At 31.2% G+C, this 23,917-nt stretch carries 24 protein-coding genes and 1 other annotated feature; of the genes, 5 read left to right on the top strand and 19 right to left on the bottom strand.

The features are described 5' to 3' along the window. Positions 1-31: 31 nt before the first annotated feature. From BUA92_RS19180 to BUA92_RS19165, 4 genes are all read right to left on the bottom strand, one after another. The gene (locus BUA92_RS19180; RefSeq protein WP_073022280.1) at positions 32-2,137 is read right to left on the bottom strand and encodes a methyl-accepting chemotaxis protein; all 2,106 of its coding nucleotides are present in this window, start codon (positions 2,135-2,137) and stop codon (positions 32-34) included. Between the two features lie 150 nt (positions 2,138-2,287). After that, a complete protein-coding gene (locus tag BUA92_RS19175; RefSeq protein ID WP_073022279.1) occupies positions 2,288-2,701 on the bottom strand; it encodes an acyl-CoA thioesterase in 414 nt (137 codons plus the stop codon). A gap of 33 nt (positions 2,702-2,734) precedes the next feature. Continuing rightward, positions 2,735-2,998, bottom strand: coding sequence for a late competence development ComFB family protein (locus tag BUA92_RS19170; RefSeq protein ID WP_073022278.1), 264 nt, complete (start codon positions 2,996-2,998; stop codon positions 2,735-2,737). 152 nt (positions 2,999-3,150) lie between these two features. Continuing rightward, on the bottom strand, positions 3,151-3,798 hold the full coding sequence (locus BUA92_RS19165; protein ID WP_073022277.1) for an HAD family hydrolase: 648 nt from the start codon (positions 3,796-3,798) through the stop codon (positions 3,151-3,153). A 157-nt stretch (positions 3,799-3,955) separates the two neighbouring features. Next, positions 3,956-4,200: a binding site (T-box leader), on the top strand. A gap of 172 nt (positions 4,201-4,372) precedes the next feature. Between BUA92_RS19165 and aspS the strand changes: the two genes are divergently transcribed. From aspS to gatB, 4 genes are read left to right on the top strand one after another with little or no spacing between them, the layout of a single operon-like run. After that, on the top strand, positions 4,373-5,662 hold the full coding sequence (aspS, locus tag BUA92_RS19160; protein WP_073022276.1) for an aspartate--tRNA(Asn) ligase: 1,290 nt from the start codon (positions 4,373-4,375) through the stop codon (positions 5,660-5,662). A 13-nt stretch (positions 5,663-5,675) separates the two neighbouring features. After that, on the top strand, positions 5,676-5,963 hold the full coding sequence (gene gatC / locus BUA92_RS19155; RefSeq protein ID WP_021803238.1) for an Asp-tRNA(Asn)/Glu-tRNA(Gln) amidotransferase subunit GatC: 288 nt from the start codon (positions 5,676-5,678) through the stop codon (positions 5,961-5,963). 13 nt (positions 5,964-5,976) lie between these two features. Next, positions 5,977-7,440, top strand: a complete 1,464-nt coding sequence (gene gatA, locus BUA92_RS19150; RefSeq protein ID WP_073022275.1) for an Asp-tRNA(Asn)/Glu-tRNA(Gln) amidotransferase subunit GatA — start codon at positions 5,977-5,979, stop codon at positions 7,438-7,440. A gap of 18 nt (positions 7,441-7,458) precedes the next feature. After that, a complete protein-coding gene (gene gatB, locus BUA92_RS19145; RefSeq protein ID WP_073022274.1) occupies positions 7,459-8,916 on the top strand; it encodes an Asp-tRNA(Asn)/Glu-tRNA(Gln) amidotransferase subunit GatB in 1,458 nt (485 codons plus the stop codon). A gap of 37 nt (positions 8,917-8,953) precedes the next feature. Here the strand turns inward: gatB and BUA92_RS19140 are convergent, their stop codons facing one another. The 13 genes from BUA92_RS19140 to BUA92_RS19080 form a co-directional block, all read right to left on the bottom strand. After that, positions 8,954-9,430: a PTS sugar transporter subunit IIB gene (locus tag BUA92_RS19140; protein ID WP_073022273.1), complete on the bottom strand. Its 477-nt coding sequence runs from the start codon at positions 9,428-9,430 to the stop codon at positions 8,954-8,956. Then, positions 9,427-10,506, bottom strand: a complete 1,080-nt coding sequence (locus tag BUA92_RS19135) for a PucR family transcriptional regulator (protein WP_242950204.1) — start codon at positions 10,504-10,506, stop codon at positions 9,427-9,429. The genes BUA92_RS19140 and BUA92_RS19135 overlap by 4 nt, the downstream gene beginning before the upstream one ends. A gap of 200 nt (positions 10,507-10,706) precedes the next feature. Then, complete coding sequence (gene dapA / locus BUA92_RS19130; protein WP_073022271.1) at positions 10,707-11,591, bottom strand: 4-hydroxy-tetrahydrodipicolinate synthase; 885 nt, start codon at positions 11,589-11,591, stop codon at positions 10,707-10,709. 49 nt (positions 11,592-11,640) lie between these two features. Beyond that, on the bottom strand, positions 11,641-12,045 hold the full coding sequence (locus BUA92_RS19125; protein ID WP_073022270.1) for a PTS sugar transporter subunit IIA: 405 nt from the start codon (positions 12,043-12,045) through the stop codon (positions 11,641-11,643). Between the two features lie 8 nt (positions 12,046-12,053). Next, positions 12,054-12,659: an SIS domain-containing protein gene (locus tag BUA92_RS19120; protein ID WP_073022269.1), complete on the bottom strand. Its 606-nt coding sequence runs from the start codon at positions 12,657-12,659 to the stop codon at positions 12,054-12,056. A gap of 11 nt (positions 12,660-12,670) precedes the next feature. Further along, the gene (locus tag BUA92_RS19115) at positions 12,671-13,600 is read right to left on the bottom strand and encodes a phosphoglycerate dehydrogenase (RefSeq protein WP_073022268.1); all 930 of its coding nucleotides are present in this window, start codon (positions 13,598-13,600) and stop codon (positions 12,671-12,673) included. 95 nt (positions 13,601-13,695) lie between these two features. After that, positions 13,696-14,544 (bottom strand): PTS system mannose/fructose/sorbose family transporter subunit IID, encoded by an 849-nt coding sequence (locus BUA92_RS19110; protein WP_021803247.1) that lies wholly within the window; start codon positions 14,542-14,544, stop codon positions 13,696-13,698. Continuing rightward, positions 14,541-15,287 (bottom strand): PTS mannose/fructose/sorbose/N-acetylgalactosamine transporter subunit IIC, encoded by a 747-nt coding sequence (locus BUA92_RS19105; protein WP_073022267.1) that lies wholly within the window; start codon positions 15,285-15,287, stop codon positions 14,541-14,543. Before BUA92_RS19105 ends, BUA92_RS19110 begins: the two co-directional genes overlap by 4 nt. Positions 15,288-15,310: 23 nt before the next feature. Next, complete coding sequence (locus BUA92_RS19100; RefSeq protein WP_073022266.1) at positions 15,311-15,793, bottom strand: PTS sugar transporter subunit IIB; 483 nt, start codon at positions 15,791-15,793, stop codon at positions 15,311-15,313. A 212-nt stretch (positions 15,794-16,005) separates the two neighbouring features. After that, the gene (locus BUA92_RS19095; RefSeq protein ID WP_073022265.1) at positions 16,006-16,644 is read right to left on the bottom strand and encodes a beta/alpha barrel domain-containing protein; all 639 of its coding nucleotides are present in this window, start codon (positions 16,642-16,644) and stop codon (positions 16,006-16,008) included. Positions 16,645-16,875: 231 nt separating this feature from the next. Next, positions 16,876-17,745 (bottom strand): N-carbamoylputrescine amidase, encoded by an 870-nt coding sequence (aguB, locus tag BUA92_RS19090; protein ID WP_073022264.1) that lies wholly within the window; start codon positions 17,743-17,745, stop codon positions 16,876-16,878. 13 nt (positions 17,746-17,758) lie between these two features. Further along, entirely contained in the window at positions 17,759-18,844 is a 1,086-nt protein-coding gene (gene aguA / locus BUA92_RS19085; RefSeq protein WP_021803253.1) for an agmatine deiminase, read from the bottom strand. 187 nt (positions 18,845-19,031) lie between these two features. Next, positions 19,032-20,477, bottom strand: coding sequence for a glycoside hydrolase family 1 protein (locus BUA92_RS19080; protein WP_073022263.1), 1,446 nt, complete (start codon positions 20,475-20,477; stop codon positions 19,032-19,034). Positions 20,478-20,657: 180 nt separating this feature from the next. On the opposite strand from BUA92_RS19080, the gene BUA92_RS19075 reads away from it, so the two are divergent. Further along, positions 20,658-21,656, top strand: a complete 999-nt coding sequence (locus tag BUA92_RS19075; RefSeq protein WP_073022262.1) for a choloylglycine hydrolase family protein — start codon at positions 20,658-20,660, stop codon at positions 21,654-21,656. A gap of 46 nt (positions 21,657-21,702) precedes the next feature. Here the strand turns inward: BUA92_RS19075 and BUA92_RS19070 are convergent, their stop codons facing one another. Both BUA92_RS19070 and BUA92_RS19065 read right to left on the bottom strand, forming a co-directional pair. Beyond that, a complete protein-coding gene (locus BUA92_RS19070) occupies positions 21,703-23,124 on the bottom strand; it encodes a glycoside hydrolase family 1 protein (protein ID WP_073022261.1) in 1,422 nt (473 codons plus the stop codon). Between the two features lie 111 nt (positions 23,125-23,235). Continuing rightward, complete coding sequence (locus tag BUA92_RS19065) at positions 23,236-23,778, bottom strand: TetR/AcrR family transcriptional regulator (RefSeq protein WP_073022260.1); 543 nt, start codon at positions 23,776-23,778, stop codon at positions 23,236-23,238. Positions 23,779-23,917 lie beyond the last annotated feature (139 nt).

The following is a 23,917-nucleotide window of genomic DNA, read 5'->3' as shown; positions in this document are numbered from 1 at the left end:
CACCTCTAAAATTCTAATATATATAGAAATATTATAACTTAAATATAGAAATCATATCCAGCAATTTTTGAGAACTTAATTTTGATTCCTCTGATTCATTTAATACCTTTTCTGTCAAATTTGCAATGTTACTAGTTTTATCTGCTATATTAGTTGAGCCAACAGCACCTTCATTAGCAGCTAATGCTACCTCATTTATAGCTGAAACTATATTTTTAGTTGCTTTTAATAGCTCCTTAGAATTATTGCTAAAATCAGTAATTATATTCTCAATTCTATTTGCATCTTCACTATATTGTTCTCCAGTATCAACCTGCTTTGAGTAGTCTGGAAGCACTTGTAAATCTATGAAGTTCAATGCTTCATTAGCGCCTTCTCTTAAACTAATAATAGCCTCTAATACAACTCTTGTAATTTCTTGTATTTCTATTACTGTTTCTTTAGATGATTCTGCTAGCTTTCTAATTTCTTCTGCTACTACAGCAAAACCCCTACCTACCTCTCCTGCTCTAGCTGCTTCTATAGCCGCATTTAGTGCTAAAAGATTTGTTTGAGAAGTAATCTGCAATATCCCCTCTGTTAAGTTTTTTATTTGTTCTGCTGACTTTGATTTTTCAAGTGCAACTTTTAATTTCTTATCTATATCAACTTTAATATCATTTGCATTTTTTTGTGCTTCAATAGCCGAAACCTTTAAATTTTCAGCACGTGAATATATTTCTTTAGAAGATTTTAGACCTTCTTGTATTTTTTCAGACATATTTTCAACTTCTCGTTCTATGTCTGAAGTTGACGCAGTCATTTCTTCTGAACTTGCTGAAGTCTCCTCCATACTAGCTGATAACTCTTCAGTTGTAGCTGATACATCCACCACCTGTATATTAAGCTCCTTAATATTATCTTCAACATTATTTATAGACCTAGATACTGTATTAGATTCATCTTTTACTCCCTTTATTATATTTTTTAATGATTCCTGCATTTTAGCTGTAGATTTAAGCATTCTGCCAATCTCATTATTTGAAGAGGCCTTATCCAAATCTAATACTTTACTTAAGTCTCCATTTGCTATATTTTCTAATTGTTTTTCAACTTTCTTTAACTCTTTTATAGAGCCTCTTACAATTAATAATATTAAAAGTATTATGATTATTAACGAACTAATTGCTATAATAACTACAGATTTTAACTGAGAATAAAAGCCTTGAAGGATATTTATTTTAGGAATATTACTCACAAATGCCCAGTTAGTATCAGTTCCCTCAAGATTAATTTTATGAGTTACTCTTAATATATTTTCACCCATTTCCGATGACATTACGTAATTATTAAATTCTTCTCCTTTTGAGGTTTTATCTATTGTATCCTTCCATGATGTATCAATATCAGCTGCATTTCTCATTAAATTTTCTTTATTATATCCATCTGCTATAAATATTCCATTTTTAGATATTAATGAAGCTGATCCCCCAATAAGTTCAACATTCTCAACTATTGATTGAAAAGTGTCTAATTTATAATCTATTGAAATAACACCGATAAAATTATTTTCACTATTTAAAATAGGTAACACTAATGATGCCATTGATATTGGAGAACCATTTACCTGGTATACTGTAGGTTCAGTAACAAATATATTTTTACTTTTTTTAGGCTCATTATACCAAGTCATGTCAGTTTCAGAACTATATGCAGCCTCAACATGATATTTATCTCCATCTCTTGTTACATAAGGTATAAATAAACCATCTTCCCCGTATTCATCAGTATTTTTATAAGAAAAATCTCTTCCATCATAAGCATTAGGCTCAAATGCAACTGTAATACCATATATTTCTGGATATTTAGCTAATATATCTTTCTGCATGTTAATTACTAAATTTCTATCCTTAATATCTGCCTTCATCTGATTTTCCACTGCATTATCTACTACTTCTGCAATATTTTTTAAATTATAAAGCCTATTTTCAAACTCTTTAGCATATGATTTTGAAGTTTCTTTAGCGAGAATTTCTGCATTCGTAATACTGGTTGTATATACATTTTTAAGAACTAATGAGAATATTGCAACAAAAACTATTGTAATTATACCCCCTAGAAATATTGATATTTTACTTCCTAAGTTTAAATTTTTCATTTTACTTCCCCCTAATTCTTTTATTTTTACATATACCTCTATTTCAAATTTCGTCATTTTATGACACAACTGAATAAATGTTATAAAATTTTAACATTAAAATAAATATGACCATAACTACTAATTTAATAATAGTTACAGCCACTATATTTATTTTAATTCATTTATCTTATCCCAAATTATATTATTTAACTTTTTAATATTTATTATCTTAAAATCACTATTAACAAAGGCATGAGTAGTACTCCCTTTTGCTAAAAGTACTCCATCCTCTTCTCTTATGACCTTATAGTTAAAAATAACTTTTACTGGGCTTAGTGTTTCTATCCACGTTTCTATTGTAACAAGATCCTCATATTTTGCGGGAATTATGTATTTACAATAACTTTCAGCTAAAGGCATAAGAATTCCTTGCGTTTCCATATCCTTATAGGATATATCTGTTTCTTTTATAAACTCTCCTCTACCTATCTCAAACCAAGGATAATAGTTAGAGTGGTGAACAATCCCCATTTTATCTGTTTCCACATATCTTACTTTAAAAGATGTTTTATTTATGTACATAATATGCTTCCTCCAAAACTATCTTCAGTTTTTCTATACGTGCTTTATGTTTAAAGATACTTTATCTATGGCTTTTATTAATTGATTTGCAATATCTATTTTAAATTGAGTTCCTAATTGATTCGCTTTTATATATAATATTCCTTTTTCAGTTACTCCATACAAAGGTTGAAGATTATTTAAAGCTATTGCTTTTATATCTTGAATACACTTTTCACAAGTGCATATTCCTTCATACTTCTCTAATAAATCTGGTAACATATCATTAACCATATCTTCCATACAATTTTTAAGCATTATTGGCCTCCACATATTAAAATATACAATATTATATATTATACTATACATATCATATATTCGTAAAAGATTGTATGTACTTTATATACTTAATTTGGAATATGTTTATAAAAAACCTCTATAAATTGTTAGTTTATAAAGGTTTTTAGATGTTATTTTAAATTAATAACTTCTAATAAATTCTTAAGTTTAGCATAAGCTAAACCTACATGTTTTTCAGAAGGCTCAACCAAATCTGGTATTATTACACATTTTATACCTCCAGCAACTGCTGCTTCTAATCCTCTTTCCGAATCTTCGAACACAATAGCTTCCTTAGGTTCAACATCTAACTTCTTACATACCGTTAAAAATATCTCTGGGTCTGGTTTTCCTTTTGTTACTTCATCTCCACATATTACTCTATCAAATCTATCCAATATACCAGCTATAGATAATAATCTTTCAGCTCTTTCTCTACTGCTAGATGTTGCTACAGCTTTCTTTATACCTTTTTCATCTAGAAAGTCAAGAAGTTCTATAAGTCCCTCTTTTACTCCAAGGCCTTCCTCTTCTATTATCCTATTAACAACCTTGCCTTGTTCAACATATAGCTTATCAAATGGAAATTCTTCTCCGTGTATACTTTTAAATCTATTTGATATTGAAGTTTTATTCATTCCTAAAAGTCCAATTAAAAAATCTAAAGTTATATCATAATTATAAGTTTTTCCTATCTCCATCCATGCTCTTTTGGTAAGCATTTCTGTATCAAACATCAGCCCATCCATATCAAATATTGCTAGTTTTACTCCATTCATTTGCTACACTCCTTGCTAAAAACCTTAGTAAATTGCTTTTAATTATTATAACATAAACCCTATTTAATTATTTTCAAAATAAGATATTAAACTTTTTTTAAAAATACTATTGATTTTTTATTTATATAATAATATAATAAGAAAAACAATATTCAACTCTTAATCTATGACGAGGAGAGTAAATACATAACTTGATTTTTAGCGAGCTTGGGGACGGTGAAAGCCCAGTATGATGTATGTATCGAAGAACACCTTTGAGATGCTAACCGAAATGTAAAGAGTAGACTTAGCCGGTAGTCAACCGTTAAAATGACTAGATATAAAAACAAGTTAGAGTTTTTGTATCAATATGAGTGAGCATTAGCTAATTTAGGGTGGTACCGCGGATAATCCGTTCCTATACGTAAGTATAAGGACGGTTTTTTTTATTCTTACGGCTTCTAAATTTACTATGCTAACTAGGGTGGCACCGCGGAATTTTAACCGTCCCTATACCAATTTATGGTATAGAGGCGGTTTTTTTGTTTATAAAAATATGCAATAAGTATTAAAAGTTATAGGAGGCTATTAGAAAATGAAAAGAACTTATGTATGCGATGTAAAAGAAACAACTGAAGAAAGTGTCTTAGTTAAAGGGTGGGTTCATAAAATTCACGACCTTGGTAAAATAACTTTTCTTCATTTAAGAGATAAAACTGGAATAATCCAACTAGTTGTTGATAAAGATGAAATTAAAGACTTAAGACTTGAAATGAGTGTTGAGGCAATTGGGGATAAAGTTGAAAATGAAAAGGCACCTGGTGGTGTAGAACTTATATCTAAAGGAATTACTGTAATTGGAAAGGCATTTTATGATAAATTACCTTTTGAAGTAAACAGCTACAAACAAAAGGCTTCATTAGAAAAACAATTGGATTACAGAAGTTTAAGTTTAAGATCACCTAAAACAAGAGCTGTATTTAAAATTCAAGAAGAAATTGGTGATGCTTTTAGAACTTACTTAAAGGACTTAAGATTTTCTGAAATTCATACACCTAAGATAATCTCATCTAGTACTGAGGGTGGATCTGAAATGTTCACTGTTAACTACTTTAACAAACGTGCATTTTTATCACAAAGTCCACAGTTTTACAAACAGATGATGGTTGGAGCTGGATTTGAAAGAGTTTTTGAAGTAGGTCATGCATATAGAGCTGAACTTCATGGAACTTGGAGGCACTTAAGTGAATACGTAAGTTTAGACGTTGAAATGGGCTTTATAGAGGATGAATATGAAGTTATGGATTTAGAGGAAGGTTTCTTAAACTACTTATTTAAAACTCTTAAGGAAAAATGTCCAAAAGAACTTCAAATGTATGGAATTGAACTTCCTGATAAGTTAGAAATTCCTAGAATGCCATTAGCTAAAGCACAAGAAATTTTATTAGAGAAATTCAACAAGAAATCTCCAGTAGGAAATATAGATGCTGAAGGAGAAGTTATTCTTTCAAAATATATAAAAGAAACTTACGATTGTGATTTTGTTTTCCTTACTGAATACCCAGTATCAAAGAGACCTATGTATGCAATGCCTGATAGTGAAAGACCTGAACTTACAAAAAGCTTTGATTTAATATATAAAGGTCTAGAAATTACAACTGGTGGTCAAAGAATACATGACTACGATATGTTAGCCGCAAACATTAGAAAATTTGGTTTAAACCCAGAAGATTTTGGTTTCTATCTAGATAGTTTTAAATATGGAATGCCTCCTCACGGTGGTTTTGCTATAGGTCTTGAAAGACTTACTTTAAAAATATTAGATTTAGAAAATATAAGAGAAGCTACTCTTCTACCAAGAGATTTAAAAAGATTAGAACCATAGGAGGATTGTAAAAATGAAAGTTACTGTTGAAAATGTAGAATATATTTCAAAACTAGCTAAGCTTAAATTTACAGAAGAAGAAGCTGAAAAGCTTGCAGGAGAATTTGAAAGCATCTTAACTCATTTCGAAACTATAGACAAATTTGATTTAAGTGATATTGATTTGAATATTTTTTCTGAAGATTTAAAACCAGTACTAAGAAAAGATGAAATGGCGGTATTTGAGGATAAGAAGAAGTTATTCTCTAATACAAAATCTATGAGAGATACTGCGATAATGGTTCCAAAGATTATAGAATAGGTGGTGAATATAAATGCAAATTGAATTATTACAAGCAAATGAAATTAGAGAAAGTATTATAGCTAGACGCTTTACTGCTGTTGATGTAGTAACAGCTCTATTTGATAGGATAAAAGAAGTTGAACCTAAGGTTCAAGCTTATATAACGCTTTGCGAAGAAAAAGCTTTAGAAAGAGCTAAGGAAATTGATAAAAAAATTGCAGCTGGTGAACCTGTAGGAAGACTTGCTGGAGTTCCTATAGCTATAAAAGATAATATTTGTACTGATGGTACTTTAACTACTTGTGCATCAAAAATGCTTGGAGACTTTGTTCCTCCTTATGATGCTACAGTTATAAAAAAGCTTCTTAAAGAAGATGCAATAATAATAGGTAAAACTAATATGGATGAATTCGCTATGGGTTCTTCTACAGAAAACTCTTCCTTTAAGACAACAAAAAATCCATGGGATTTAACTAGAGTTCCTGGTGGTTCATCTGGTGGTTCTGCTGCTGTTGTTGCTGCTGGTTTATCTCCTATTTCTTTGGGATCAGATACTGGCGGCTCTATAAGACAACCAGCTGCTTTTTGTGGTGTTGTAGGCTTTAAACCAACCTATGGAATAGTATCAAGATTTGGTCTTATAGCTTTTGGTTCTTCTTTAGATCAAATAGGACCATTCTCTAAATCTGTTACAGATGCAGCTTTAACTTTAGAAGTTATTCAGGGAGAAGATTCTCTTGATTCAACTTCCTATAAAGGTGAAATAAAAGGCGATTATTTAAGTACCTTAGCTGATGGTGTTAAAGGAATGAAGATAGGAGTTCCTAAGGAATTTTTCCAAAGCAGTCTTGATGAAGAAATCAGTGATTCAATAAAACAATCTATACAAGTGTTAAAGGATCTTGGTGCTGAGGTTAGTGAGATGTCTCTTCCTATAACTGAAGAAGGACTGTCTGCATACTATATAATCTCTTCTGCTGAAGCTAGTTCTAACTTAGCTAGATTTGATGGAGTAAGATATGGTTACAGACCTGAAGAATTTTCAAATATTGATGATTTAATGGTTAAGAGTAGAACTGAAGCTTTTGGTAAAGAGGTTAAAAGAAGAATAATGCTTGGAACTTACGCTTTATCTTCTGGATACTATGATGCTTACTACAACAGAGCTCACAAACTAAAAAAGAAAATTAAAGAAGAGTTTAAGAAAGCTTTTGATGAATATGATGTAATCTTAAGTCCTACTACTCCTACTGTTGCATTTAAATGTGGAGAAAAATCTGAAGATCCATTATCAATGTATCTTGCCGATATTTACACAGTTAATGCAAACCTTGCTGGTATTCCTGCAATTTCAATTCCTTGTGCTTTAAGCAAAGAAGGATTACCAATAGGACTTCAAATACTTGGGCCTCACTTTGGTGAAGAAAAAATATTAAAAACAGCTTATGCTTTAGAGCAAGAACTAAAAGTATCTACTCTAGCACCAGTGCAATAAAGAAAGGAAGGATATATTATGAGTTTTGAAACAGTCATAGGTCTTGAAATACATGCCGAACTAAAAACAAAATCTAAAATATTCTGCTCCTGCTCTACTGAGTTTGGTGCAGAGCCTAATAAAAACACTTGCCCTATATGCTTAGGATTACCTGGAACTCTTCCTGTACTTAATGAAGAAGTGGTTAACTATGCAATAAAAGCAGGGACTTCATTAAACTGTGAAATTAATAAACTAAATAAAATGGATAGAAAAAACTACTTCTACCCTGACCTTCCAAAGGCCTTCCAAACTTCTCAATTTGACCTGCCTATCTGCAGCGGTGGTCATGTTGATATTGAAGTAGGTGGAAAAACAAAAAGAGTTCAATTAAACAGAATTCATATAGAAGAAGATGCAGGTAAATTAATTCACCTTGATGATGACGGCATCTCTCTAATTGACTATAACCGTGTAGGGGTTCCGCTTATTGAAATAGTATCTGAACCAGATATGCGTTCACCTGAAGAAGCTGTAACTTTCTTAAGAACTTTAAGATCCATTCTTCAATATGCTGATGTATCAGACTGTAGAATGGAACAAGGTTCAATAAGATGTGATGCTAACATTTCTATAAGAAGATTTGGAGAAGATGTTCTAAACACTAAAGTTGAAATTAAAAACATCAACTCTTTTAAAGAACTTCAAAAAGCATTAGAAAAAGAAGAAAAACGTCAAAGAGAGCTTTACACCTATGGCGAAGAATATAAAATAAAGCAGGAAACTAGAAGATGGGATAATGGAAAAGGAAAAACTATTCCTATGAGAAGTAAAGAAGATGCTCATGATTACAGATACTTCCCTGAACCAGATCTAGTTCCAATAATAATACAGGAAGAACAAATAGAAAGTATAAAAGCAACTCTTCCAGAAATGCCAAGAGTTAAAAAAGAAAGATTTATTAAAAGCTATGGACTATCAGAGAAAGAAGTTGGGATCATAATAGATGACAAGGTTCTATCTTCTTTCTATGAGGAAACTGTTTCCTTAGGTGCTAACCCTAAATCTGTAGCTAACTGGGTACTTGGAGATATGTTAAGACTTCTAAAAGAGGTTGATGGAGATTCTTCTGAAGGAATTACTTCTATATCTTTAGATCCTAAAGCACTATTTGATCTTATCAAAATAATTGAAGCTGGAACTATAAGTACAACAGTTGGTAAAGAAGTATTTGAAGAAATGTTCAAAACCGGTGCTTCTCCAGATGAAATAGTAAAAGCTAAAGGACTTTCTCAAATAAGTGATAGTTCAGAACTTGAACAATTAATAATAGAAGTTTTGGATAACAACCCACAATCCATAGCTGATTTCTCCTCTGGAAAACCTCAAGCAGCTGGATTCTTAATGGGACAAATAATGAAAGCTTCAAAGGGTAAAGCAAATCCTAAACTTGCAAAAGAGCTTTTAGATGAGAAACTAAAAGAAAGATGTTCCTAAAAAATAAGGTTGGTGCCTATACGCATCAACCTTATTTTTATTCTTTTCTAAATACAGAGTACTCCTTGTTATCCATAGGAGAAGTTTGGAAAAAAAGTTTAATACCTTTTTCCTGAATAAAGCGTATATACTTTATCTCTTTAGCAGAAAAAAAGTCAGAAAGCTTCTTTATAACTATGCGACTTGCTGGATAAGGAATTTGAATTTCATTTACTTTAAATCCTGCCTCTACAGCTTCTTTAGCAACCTCTAAATCCTTAAATATAACCATTAAATTACGTTTTGTACTACTATCTTTCTCTATAAAATCTACCAGTTCTTTTGTAGAAAAAATTTTAACTTTCATTGGCTCTGGAAGACATAGCTTCATTACTTTAATAATGAAAGGGTCATTGCTATAACTTGGATCCACTATTACCACATAATTAGCATTTAAAAATTGACTCCAATTTAAAGCCACTGTGGCATGCAATAATCTTTTATCAATACGTGCAAGCTTAATTTTTGTGCTCATATTTTTTCACCAACCTGTTTCTGTCTTTGATATTCCCTCAATGTATTGGCAATTAATACCATTAAGAACTTTCCTTTAAAATCTCCCCTAATATCAATATTAAAGATTTGCTCATACTTCTTAAGTTTATAAATTAAAGTATTCTTATGTAAAAATAAATCATCTGCAGTTTGAGTAATATTGTAATCATTTATAAGTAATTTATTTGCAATATTAGTAAATTCGTCAATGTCTATCCCTTTTCCTCTATCATTATAAAAATCAAAAATATTTCTTACATCATCTAAATGAATTTTCGAAACAAAATATTCAAATAAATAATCTGTAAAAAATATTGGTTCATCTACCTCATAATTTATATTCTTTTCAAGCCATAAACAATTTTTATAACTTACACTATACTGCTTCAATTTATCTTGGGCAGATCCTACTATATAATAGCAGCCTTGTAGTCCCCAATCTTGTAAACTTCTAATATACTTTTTAAAGAATCTTTTAGCTTCAGTGTTATCCAATCCACTTGGCATATCTTTAAATAACAGTAAACTCCTCTTATTAAGCAATGAGTATATCATTTGTTTGCTATCAGCTCTTAATTTCAAACGCATAATTTCTTCTAGGTTGTGTCCTTTTTGATTAATTATATAAATAGCAGCTCTAGTTTTATTTTCATCAATTCCCAGTCTATTAATTAAATCTAAAATATTATTTAAATCAAATTGCTCTTCATTTAATAGAAACTTAATTAATTCGTCGTCTTTGGTAACCTTTTGCTTCAAAGAACTATTATTTATCTCATACATTAAACGAGTTGTCAAAGAATCAAGTAAAAGGCTACTTATCATCTTAAGATTCTCATCTTCACCTCTTACCCAGATATATCCATAACTTTCCCGCTTAATTTTTATTGCATAAAACACATTATTAATATCAGAACTATCTACATTAAAACATTCTCCTACAAACTTTTCTCTACTACAAGATACAACTATTCCTTCTTCATTTAATAGTCCTATAGTGTATTTTTTATTTTCCTGTACAACATTAATAAATTCTTTAAAAATATCAACTAACATCATATTTTTTGCCTTTCTTATTCTGGTTAATTAATATTTTAGCACATGTATATAAAATTGAAGTAATTAGTTTTTATGAACTTTCATAATCCATTATTAGCTCTAATCTTCTACATGATGCCAGCCTGCAAACTAAATAAGTTAAACTGATTCAGATTTTAATATAACATCCACTATTAAAATCTGAATCAATCAACAGTCTATAATTTATAATAACTTAGCATTTCTTTAATTTTTTCATCAACTTCTTGATTTACTTCTCTAACAGGTTTTCTTGCAGGTCCTACTTCTGCAATCTTAGCTAGCTCTACTGATCTTTTCATTATTGATGGAACTGTTCCTAATTTTAGAACATCTCTTAAAACATCAATATCTGCTTGCAATTTTTTAGCTTCATCAACAGCATTTGTTTTAAGTGCCTTATCAAGCTTCACTAAAACTTCTGTTATAACATTACTAGTACCTGCTATTGCTCCAGTAGCTCCTAAACTATAACCTTCTGAAATCTTAGAATCTGACCCTACTAATACATTGAATTCTTTGCCCCTACCTGCTTCGATATAACCTTTTAAATTTTCTAGTTCTCCACTACTATCTTTAATAGCTTTAATATTATCTATTTCTGCTAAACGTTCAGCTACCTCTTTTGAAATATTGCCTCCTGTTAATTTAGGAATATTATATAATACAATTGGAATTTTTACGGAATCAGCAACATCCTTAAAATGATTATATAATTCTTCATCGCTAGGTTTTATAAAGTATGGACTTATAACTGAAAGGGCATCTGCACCCACTTCCTCCATTTTTTTAGATAAACGTATAGTTTCTTTTGTTGAACATGCACCAGTTCCTACAAAAACAGGAAGTCTATGATTAACTATTTCTATTACCTTCTTAGCAAATTCAACTTTCTCTTCTTCATCAATAACGTGAAACTCACCATTACTTCCTAAAATAAAGATTCCATTAACACCTTTTTCTATTAAGTGGTTTATTAAGTCCTCAGTAGCTTTATAATTAATTGATTGTTCTTTGTCACGATTAAATGGTGTAACAATTGGTGTAATAATTCCTTCAAACATAACTTTCCTCCTAAATTTTAAACATATTTTACTCTATGAAATGTAGAAACTAATCAAGCATACTATTAGTATGAACTCCACTTTCTCTTAAGTTATTTATACAATTCTCAACTGCTTGTTTCACGTCTATCTCTTCAGCATTTGATGTATTAATATAGAGATCTATTAACATAGGTAAGTTTAAACCTGTTATAACATTATGATTATATGACCTTGTTAAAGCAGTAAGCACATTACATGGTGTTCCTCCATATAAATCTACTAAAGCTATTGTCTCTCCTTCTAATTCAGCTAATATCTCCTTAACTTGCTGCATAAATTCTTCAAAAGACATTTCTGGTAATAGTGACACGGCTCTAACATTCTCCATTTTACCAACTATCATTTCTGCTGATTTAATGATTTCTTCACCAAATCTTCCATGGGTTCCAATTATAATATTTAACTTTGCCATAAAAACTCCTACTCTCTTTCCATTTCTCTTATACTTTTACCAAGACTTCCACCTGGATGCCACTTTAGGTACTTATCCAAATCTAACTTTTTTTCTTTTTGTAATACTATGCTTAAACACTGAAGAATCAATAGCTCCGATAAAATAGATGCACGTGGTGGTTTGTTTAAGCTATCACCTTCTATATTTACATGAGCTACTAAACATACTTCTGAATGTTTAGCTAGCCATGATGCACCGTTTCCTGTACAACCAATAATGCGAGCTCCATTCATAGCTAGAGTCTCTATAGTTGACTTTAGCTCCACAGTTTCTCCACTATTAGATATAGCAATAACAACATCTCCAGCCTTAACCTGACCACTTGAACCATGAACAGCTTCTGTACCATGTAATTCGTAAGCACTTGTCCCTGTACTAGATAGTAAAGAAGCAATATATCCAGCTACATATGATGGTTTGCCTATTCCTGTAACATGAACACGCCCTCCAACTTTCTCACTTTCTAATATTATTTCAGCAGCTTTTTTTACACTTTCTATATCAATGTTATCTAGGTTCTCACCAAACTCTTTTTTAATATTAGTTAAAAACTCTTGTATTTCAATATACATTCTCTCACCAACTAACCTAATAAATTTTGTAGTATAATTTCAGTCGACATTTCACAAGTTCTTTTTTCTGATTCTATTGTTCTTGCCGCTGTATGAGGTGTTAAGACAAAGTTATCTAAAGCAAGTAATTTATCATCTTCTGTAGGCGGCTCAGTACTATATACATCAAAGTAAGCTGAACGAATTTCCTTGTTAATTAAAGCTTCATATAAAGCCTCTTCATCAACAATTCCGCCCCTTGCTGCATTAATTAAACAAGCATTACTCTTCATTTTCTTAAACTCCTCTATAGAAAGCATATTCTTAGTAGATTCTAAAAGAGGTACATGTAAAGATACATAGTCACTTTCAGCAATAATTTCTTCAAAAGATTTCTTTTCTACATTAAACTCTTTTGCAGTTTCATCTGTAATTTCAAAAGCATCATAGGCATATACTTTCATACCTAACCCATTTGCAAAGTTTGCAATGTGCTTTCCGATCATTCCAAATCCAATAATACCTAATGTCTTACCGCTGATTTCTTGTCCTGTAGGTTTGTTCCATTTATGATCTTTAACTTCTTTAGCTGTATTATAGAGGTTTTTAGCATCTGCAAACATTAATGCTATTACATGTTCTGCTACTGCTTTAGAATTAGATCCAACTGTTCTTCCAACGAAAATACCTTTTTCTTTTGCATAATCTACATCTATGTTATCTGTTCCAACTCCAAATTTACATACAACCTTTAAATTGGGACACTTATCAATTAATTCTTTATCAATTATGTCTACCCCAACAATAATTGCATCTGCATCGGAAGCTAAATTATAAAATTCTTCTTTTGTGTATGCCTTTCCAGTATTATTATAATGAACCTCTAACCCCTTAGATTCCATATACCTAACCTTATCTAATCCATAATTGGCAAACCCTCTAGGAGTAATTAAAACTTTCATACCTTCCACTACCTTTCTAACTTAACGTCATATATGCATACTTAAACATAAAGCAAATTCATATATAGTCATGAATTTGCTTTATGTATCTAAAACTATATAATTCCAAAGAATGTTAAAATTAAAGCCATTATCATAGTAAAAACAATTATACGTAAGTATCTTGGTCCTCTTTTAGTAATATAGAAATACATTCCTAGAACTAAAGTAAACGGTAATAACTTTGGAACCATACCATCTAAAATACTTTGTAAAGATACTTCTGCCGCTGAACTGCTTGTAAATGTCCAAATTGTTTTAAATGAAACATATGATGAAGACAAACACCCAATCATAAATAAGCCAACTATACTAGCAATATCAATAACTTTTTTTATCTTCCCTGAATGTAGAATTTCAAGAACTGCATTCTTTCCTAACTTATAGCCTTTATTTATTAGAAACCATGAATATCCATATGACCATGCTAAATAAATAAGTGCTGGTATAAATGCTGCAACAACCGAGCCATTAAGTGCCATAGGAACAAATATAGCAAGTGGAATCGTAGCAACTATTCCTTGGTCAACACTATCCCCAATTCCTGCTAATGGCCCCATAAGACCTATCTTTAATGATTGAATCATATCCGGAGTAATATTTTCATTGCCTAAAGCTCTTTGCTCTTCAAGAGAAATAACTATTCCATGAATAAGGCTTCCCCAGTCACAGTTAGTATTAAACATTGATGTATGACGTTTCATAGCTTCCTTAAGTTCCTCTGGATCATCTTTATAAACTTTTCTTAGTATCTTATTTAATGAATACCCAAAAGCTAATGCTTGCATTCTATCAAAACTTACAGGAACTTCAACTGCTAAATTCCACTTCCACCAAGCTTTGAATAAATCCATTTTGGTAACTATTGTTTTTTGTTCTACTGTATTCTCAACTGCTTGACTCATATTAATTCTCCTTCCTCATTTTGTTTAAATAAAGAAACTATTAGTGCTATACATAAAGCAATAATTGCCCCTGTTAGCATAGAAAATCCTGAAATAGCATGTATGAAGAAACCTAATACGAAAAATGGTATGTATTGCTTCTTACCCATAACTACTAATGTCAAAGCAAATCCTAGTGCTGGTAACATTGCTCCAGCATTTGCAAGTCCGTTCATAAACCAAGTTGGTATTGCTTGAATAAATGCTTGTATTACGCTTGGGCCATAAAGAGTAGCAATAAACACTGGTGTAAAATAAAGAACTCCATTTGTTAACCATGGTAATAAAAATGAGAAAGTAGATAGTTTGTCATACTCCCCTGCTTCTACAAATGCATCGGCCTTAGTATTATAAAAAGAATTAATTGTACGACGAAGGTTGTTAATTAAAACACCTAAAACTCCAAATGGAACAGCAATTGCTATTGCTGCAGCTGGATCTAAGTTATTAATAATTGCGGCTGGAATTGCAATACAAGAAGCTAGTCCTAAGTCATTTGGAATATTTCCTCCTGCTTCTATACCCCCCATGTACATTAATTGAATTGTAGCACCATATATGAGTCCTGTTTGAACATCTCCAAAAACTAATCCTATGAAAACACCTAAAATAATTGGTTTACGGAATGCATATGAGAAGAAGTATTGAGCTCTTCCCATTGAAATCCAATAAAGCAAACCTACTAATGCAGCTTTAATAATCATTTATTTTTCCCCCTCTTTTTTAATTAAAGTCTTGTAATAACCTTTTGTAATGCCTCCGATGGGTAATCAGGAGTAGTCTGAAAATAAATATTGATTCCCATTTTTTCAAGGTCTAATAATGTATTAGCATCTTTTTGGTCTAATGTAACTGCATTATGGACAGCTTTTCTACCAGCTCCTCCTCCTAGTCCTCCTATTTGCACTTCCTTTAGATCTAAACCTGCTCTTATAGCATTATCTAATTCTTGTACACTTTTAAATAAAACCATTACTCTATTTTTTTCAAACTCACTATTTTGTTGAGCTTTTACTGCATCCTCAACTGATAAAATTCTAATCTTTACTCCTTTTGGTGCAGCCATCTTAAACACATCTTGCATAAAATCGTCATGGCTTAATGCCGTATCTATAGTAACGATTTCATTGATTTGACACTGAGTTAACCACCTAGTGATTACCTGTCCATGAATTAATCTAAAGTCTATTCTTGTTAAAGCTATACTCATAATAGCCCTCCTTTCTTGTATGAGTTTATTATAATACAATCGTTTTCTATAAATAAATGTTCGACAACCACAAAAAGGAGAGCTCATTTTCATTCAAAGTACCAAAGTTAAAATCTATATCTTTGTTCTAAAAGACTAGTTTAAAGAATAACTATATAAACTAAAAATTCCCCCTAACATAACAGTTAGAAGGAATTTTCAAGACTCATTTATTAATTATTCTTATTACGATATTCTGTAATTATAGATTTAATTTTAGACGCATTTTCTGCGATCTGCTCTGATGTCCCTTGTGTTAATAATCCACCAAACCCACAAAGATCAACGCCATTTTCTAACCATACATGGAGATTTTCTAAAGTAATTCCTCCACTAGCTAGAATAGGCATATTAGGAATAGGTGTTTTAAATACTTTAACTAACTTTGATCCATAGAAGTCTGCGATTGGAAATGCCTTTACAAAAGATGCCCCCATACTTAATGCATCAATAGCCTCAGTAAGAGAAGTACATCCAGGTGCATATGGAATCTGATATCTATTGCATACCTTTGCTGTTTCTGGGCAGTAATTTGGTGCAATAATAAACTTGGCTCCTTTTAATATAGCATGTCTAGCTGTTTCAGGATCTAAAACTGTTCCTGCTCCTACACACAAATCATCACCATACTTTTTAACTAAACCTTCAATAATATCTCCAGCATTATTTAATGTAAAGCTCATTTCCATAACTGGAACTCCGCCTTTTATACATCCATCAGCTATCTCACAAGCTCTTTCAATAGTCTCAGCTCTAACAATAGCTAGTGCAACTGATTCATACATTTGATTTAGAATATCCATTTTTTTCATTATAATTCACCTCTTATTTATTATTTTATAGGTTTCATATAAATTCACAATGGTACAGCAAACCAATTATATTTTGTTATTTTGTAATATTAAACGAATTTTTAAATGCTTTTATCTACTACTATGACTCTTATGTCATTTGTTAACTAAAACAAAATGAAAATAAAGAGTCTTCTTAAAAGAATATAGTGTATAGATATTAGTATCCATACACTATAATTTATCTAAATATTATAAACTTCCGTCCTTAGTTGATATTGTACCATACAAAGATGGTCTTCTATCTCTAAATATTCCCCAGAAGCTTCTTTCTTCAGCTATTTTATCCAAGTCAAAAGTTGCAGTTAAAACTGTCTCCTCTTCTCTATTAGCTTCCACAACTTTTTCCCCAAATTCATTTGTTATAAAAGATGAACCGTAAAAAGTTATTTGTGAATCTTGTATATGTTCAGTTCCAATTCTATTTGAAGCTATAACCGGAACTATATTAGCAGCAGAATGACCTTGCATAACTCTTTGCCAATGATCCCTAGAGTCATATTCTGGTTTTGATGGTTCCGAACCTATGGCTGTTGGATAAAATATAAGTTCTGCTCCCATTAATGCTAAACTACGAGCTGTTTCTGGGAACCATTGATCCCAACATATACCTATACCTATAGTACCATATTTTGTTTTAAATACTTTAAACCCTGTATCCCCTGGTGAAAAATAGAACTTTTCATTATATCCTGGTCCATCTGGAATATGAGTTTTTCTATAAGTTCCTAAAATCTCTCCATCTGCATCTATAACCACTAAAGAGTTATAGTACATGTTGTTTTTCTTTTCAAAGAAGCTTATAGGTAATACTACTTGAAGCTCTTTAGCTAAATTTTTAAAGTGATTTACAGCATCACTATCTTCAAGAGTTTTGGCAAGCTTAAAATAATCTTCAACTTGCTTTTGGCAAAAATATAGATTTTCAAAAAGTTCTTGCAAAAGTACAATATTAGCACCTTTTTTTACTGCTTCTCTTACTAATCTTTCTCCATTTCTTATGTTATCCGCTACAACATCTGTACATTTCATCTGAGTAGCTCCAACTGTTACATTTCTCATCTTTATCCTCCCTTTATTTAGGTTGTTGTTGTGTTATACAGTGGATATTTCCCCCACCTAATATAATTTCCCTAGAATAGACAGGCACTATCTCTCTTTCTGGGAATATTTTTTCTAAAGTCTTAATAGCTAATTCATCCTTTTCATCATTGAAAACAGGCATTATAATAGCTTTATTACATATTAAGAAGTTAACATAGGAAGCTGGTAGTGGGTCATCTAATTCTATTTCTCTAGTACCCTCTAAATGCACGAGCCCTTCTTTTTCTTCATTAGTAAAATATATAGGCTGTGGAAGTATTAATTTATGAACTACTAAACTTCTACCTTTAGCATCTTTCTCCTTAGTTAACACTTCATAAGCGTCTCTACAAATTTTATAGTTTGGACTTTTTTCATCATCAGTCCATGATAGTATAACCTCTCCTGGTCTTGCAAAGCAACAAATATTATCTATATGACCATCAGTTTCATCATTAAATAAACCCTCTTCAAGCCATATAATCTTTTCAACATTCAAATACTCAATTAAGTAATTTTCAATCTGTCTTTGGGTTAAATCAGGGTTTCTATTTTTATTAAGTAGACATTGCTTTGTCGTAAGAAGAGTTCCTTCTCCATCAACATGTATAGAGCCACCTTCCAAAATAAAGTTTTCAGTTCTATATCTTTCTTTCCTAGAAAACTCTAATATTTCCTTAGCAACCTTATCATCATTATCCCATGAAGAATAAAGTCCTCCAGCAAGTCCTCCCCATGCATTAAACTTCCAGTCCACTCCTCTAACTTCATCCTTATCATTTTTAACAAAAGTTGGTCCAACATCTCTAGCCCATGAGTCGTCATGAGACATCTTTACTACCTGTACATTTTTATCCAATAATGTTATTGCTTTATCATAATATTCTTTTGATACCCCAACAACTATCTCTTGAAATCTGCCTATGGCATTTGCTACCTCTGCAAAGGTTCTTTGAGCATTCTCAGCATTATGATGCCATATATCTCCTCTTTCTGGCCAAAGCATATAACATTTTTCTTGTTCTTCAAATTCTCCTGGCATCCAAAATCCATCATTTTTTGGCGTTGAATTTAACATATTTGTCCTCCATTTCAAAGAAAAAGAATAAGATACTTATCTTACTCTTTAAATACAATTTTATATAAATTAGTATTTCCCTATTTTGATTTATAATCTATTATACTAATAAAATTATTAAATTTAAACTAAAAAGTTGCAAGAATCATTGTGTAATAATTCTTGCAGCTTACATTAAAGTGTTATTTTATAATTCTTCACCATTTGTCTCTATAACTTTTTTATACCAGTAGAAAGATTTTTTAGGTTTTCTTCCTAAATCTCCATTACCATCATTGTCTTTATCAACATAGATAAATCCATATCTCTTTTTCATTTCTCCTGTAGATGCACTTACCAAGTCTATACATCCCCACATAGTATAGCCCATAAGGTCAACACCGTTTTCCACAGCCTTTTCCATTTCAATTATATGATCTTTTAAATATTCTATTCTGTAATCATCATTTATTGATCCATCTTCTTCTACAACGTCTACGGCACCTAGCCCATTTTCAACCACCATAACTGGTATTTGATATCTATCATAAATATGATTTAAAGTCCAGTTTAATCCTTTAGGATCAATTTGCCATCCCCAATCAGAAGCTTTTAAGTATGGATTTTTAATTCCCCCCATTAAGTTACCTTTAGCTTCTTCTTGTTTAACTGGATCAGCACTTACACAGTTAGACATATAATAACTAAATGAATAAAAATCTACACAACCTTCTTTAAGTATTTTATCGTCTCCATCTTCCATTTTTATATTAATTACATTTTCCTTAAAGAACTTTTTCGCAAAGCCAGGATAATATCCTCTTACTTGAACATCTCCACATAACATATTTTGAAGCTGATCTTTTTCTTGAGCAAGTAGTATATCGTCTGGATTACATGTAAATGGGTAAAGAGTCATGTAAGCAATCATACATCCTACTTTAAAATTAGGATTTATTTCATGTGCTAATTTTACAACCTTTGCACTAGCAATAAATTGATGATGAAGTGCTTGGAATCTTACGTTAGGATTATCCTTTATTCCATTAGATAATTCGCTATTATCGTCTCCATTAAGAAGTATTCCACCGCCCATAAAAGCTCCCATAGGCATTGTTAATATGTTTATTTCATTAAATGTAAGCCAATATTTAACCTTATCTTTATATCTTTTAAATATAGTGTCACAATATCTAACATAACAATCTATTACTTCTCTTGAAGCCCATCCATTGTACTTTTTAGTAAGTCCATAAGGAGTTTCATAGTGAGATATAGTTACTAAAGGTTCTATTCCTTGCTTTAACAATTCATCAAAAACATTATCATAGAATTTTAATCCCTCTTCATTTGGTTCAAGTTCATCTCCATTAGGAAAAATTCTTGTCCAGTTTATGGACATACGGAATGTTTTAAAACCCATTTCTCCAAACATTTTGATATCTTCTTTATAATGATGATAAAAATCTATAGCTTCATGACTTGGATAATATGTTCCTTCTTCAATAACATGAGTAATACGTCTAGGAGTTGTATGTGTTCCACCGGTCATCATATCAGATGTACTTGGCCCTTTTCCGCCTTCTTTCCATCCACCTTCAAATTGGTTTGCAGCTGTAGCTCCTCCCCATAGGAATCCTTCTTTCATTTTCATGATTTAATCCTCCTTAAATTTTTCAAATAAAATCTTATTAATATTATTATATCCTTTACATAGTTTAATTAATTTCAAAATATGAAAGGAAATTTCAAAATACAAAATTCTTTTTAACATCACCATCTAGAATTGAATATGATTAAATTATAAGCATTCGAATTTTTGAAAGGAGGTTTTATGTGTACAGCAATAACTCTACAATCTAAACAGAATGAAAACTATTTAGGTCGTAACATGGACTTCTCTTATATAATTGATCCAGAAATCTATATTATTCCTAAAAACTATACTTGGAACAATATATTAAACACCAGCAAATTTAGGGATTATTATAGCTTTATTGCAATCGGTCAGGAAGTAGATGGGCTTTTAGATTTTTTTGATGGAGTAAATGAAAAAGGCTTTGCGGCAGCTGCATTATATTTTCCTGGTTATGCTAATTATGATTTACCCTTGCGTTATACAAAAAAAGAGAACGACATTGTAGCCTCTATGAGTTTTCTTCATTATATATTAGGAAGAGCAAAGTCTGTAGATGAACTTTACGAAATACTTAGGGACGTATCTATAGTAGGGTTTGAAGATCCTATAACCGAAATAGCAGCTCCTCTACATTGGATAGCAACTGATAGAAGCGGTAAATGTGTTGTAATAGAAAAAACGGAGATTGGACTAACTATATTTGAAAATCCTATTGGGGTTTTGGCAAATAGCCCTGATTTCTCATGGCATATGACTAATTTAAGAAATTATACAACCCTATCACCTAGACAAACTAGCGAAACATATTGGGGTAATATAATACTACGACCTTTTGGTCATTCATCAGGAACATCTATGTTACCTGGAGGTTATACTTCTCCTGAGAGATTTGTAAAAACGGCTTATCAAAAAACACATTTAGAAATTCCAGAAAATCCTTTAGAAGTGATATCAACATGTTTTCATATATTAGACAGCGTTGCACTTCCAAAAGGAACTGTAATAACAGATAAAAATACTTATGATTTCACAAAATATATATCCTTTATGAACACCAAAACCTGTGAGTATTACTTCAAAACCTACGAAAACAATCAGATAATAAAAGCTAGCCTCTTTGATAACAATAAAAAAAGCAAATCCCCCTTCTCTCTTGGCAAACTTATAAGACCAAGTAAATTTGAAAGTATATAAAATAAAGGTGCTAAACACGGTTTAAGTGTTAGCACCTTTAATATTATTAGTTATTAGTTAAATCTTTTCCATTAGAAGCTATAACTTTTTTATACCAGTAGAATGACTTCTTAGGTATTCTCTTTAAATCTTTAAGATCAAAGTTTCCTCTATTTACATAGATAAATCCATATCTCTTATCAAAACCTTCATGAGTTGATATCAAGTCAACTGCTGACCATGGGCAATATCCCATCATATCTACTCCATCATTAATAGCTAATTGCATTTGCTCTATATGGTCTTGTAAATATTTGATACGGTAATCATCTTTAATTGTTCCATCTTCTTCTAATTTATCGTAAGCACCTAAACCATTTTCTGTGATTATTATTGGAAGGTGGTAACGTGAATAAACTTCATTTAATGTATTACGGAAACCAATTGGGTCAATTTCCCAACCAAACTCTGTTTTTGGAAGATTAGGGTTTTTAACTCCACGGAATACTCCTGGCAAAGAGAAGGCTGTTTGTTGATCAACCTTTCCTTCAGCTGTAGCTTCCTCTGCTGGATAATATTCAGCTGTTGCAGTGCTATAGTAATTAAAAGCTATAAAATCTGGTTTAGCGCTTTTTAAGATGTGCATATCCCCTTCTTGAATTTCAGGAGTTGCATCCATAGTTTCAAGTATGCTCCATACTCTAGCATTGTAAACTCCATAAACAGCCATATCTAAATACATCCAGTTTCTTATAGCGCTTAAAGTATTAGCAGCTGCTATATCTTCTGGTTTATTTGAGTTTGGATATACTGATGATATGTTTGGTGCTGGACCTATCTTAGCATGTGGAAGCATTTCATGACATAAAATCATGGCTTTTGCTTGCGCCAACATCATATAATGATTTTGTTGATATAAAGCTTTTTGAACATTATCAATGCCTTTAACATTAAGAGTTCCTATAACATTCCCCATAAGAATCATAACATTTTGCTCATTTATAGTTAACCAATACTTAACTCTGTCTCCAAAGTTCTCATACATAACTTTTGCAAAATACACAAATGCTTCTGCAGTATCTGGGTTAGACCAACCACCATTCTCATCAAGAGCTGCTGGTAAGTCAAAGTGGTACATTGTAACTAAAGGTTCTATATTATATTTTAAACATTCGTTTATTACATTATTATAGTATTCTATTCCTTGTGGATTTACTTCTCCAACTCCCTTAGGAATTATACGAGACCATGCTATAGAAAATCTATAAGTTTTAAAACCCATTTCAGCCATTAATGCAATATCTTCTTTATAATGATGATATTGATCACTAGCAACCTTAAAATCTGCTGTTCCTTCTGGTATTACTTTTACATCTTGAACCGATGGTCCTTTTCCATATTCTAAACTTGCACCTTCTACTTGATAAGCTGATGTTGATGCTCCCCATAAAAAGTCTTTTGGAAAATCTTTATTTTTTAAATTAGACATACAAATCCTCCTTAGATTTCATTTTCTATCTAATAATATTTGATTATGTCTCTATTTTAATACAAATGGACAAGATTTATTTTCAAAAAGTGAAAAATATTCCTTTAAATATTAACACTCAAACTTTGTAAGTACATGATTAAGCATTTCTGATACTGATTTACTAGGCATTTTCATTCCTTCTTTTAACCATGCCTCAAGAATACCAAACGCTCCAGAAACAATAAAAAGAACTTCTGCCTTATCTAATTCAGTAATAGTATCTACCTCGCTTGAAATTAATTTTTGATTAAAAAAGTATTTTATCTTTTCAAGTATCCTTCCGCCATTTTCTATTCTTGTAAGTATAAGAAAACTTTCTCGATTTTCTTCCATATAATCAGTTACTGTTCCCGTGAACTTAAGCATATTTGAAGCATTACCACAGGGGTAAGAAGTATCATACAAAATCTCTAGATTATGAATTAACTCATTCTCAAGGTGTTCCATTAATTCATAAACATCCTTATAATGAAGATAAAATGTTCCTCTCCCTAGATCCGCAAGTTTTGATATTTCAACAACGCTAATTCTATTAATACTTTTTTCTTTTAGAAGTTCTAAAAAAGCATTACGAATAGCTCGCTTCGTTTTTATTGATCGTCTATCTTCCATGAGTGCACCCTTTCCTGTACAATTTATCGATAAATGTTCATATATAAACACTTATTGATAAATTGCCGATTGAGACAAATATTATCATAAAGTATAATAGACACATGTTCAATAGTCAATACATGTTTATAAATCATAT

Origin of the sequence: Clostridium intestinale DSM 6191, assembly GCF_900130055.1 — a bacterium.
Classification (GTDB): Bacteria; Bacillota; Clostridia; order Clostridiales; family Clostridiaceae; genus Clostridium_T; species Clostridium_T intestinale.
This window is presented reverse-complemented; position numbering and strand designations above follow the sequence as displayed.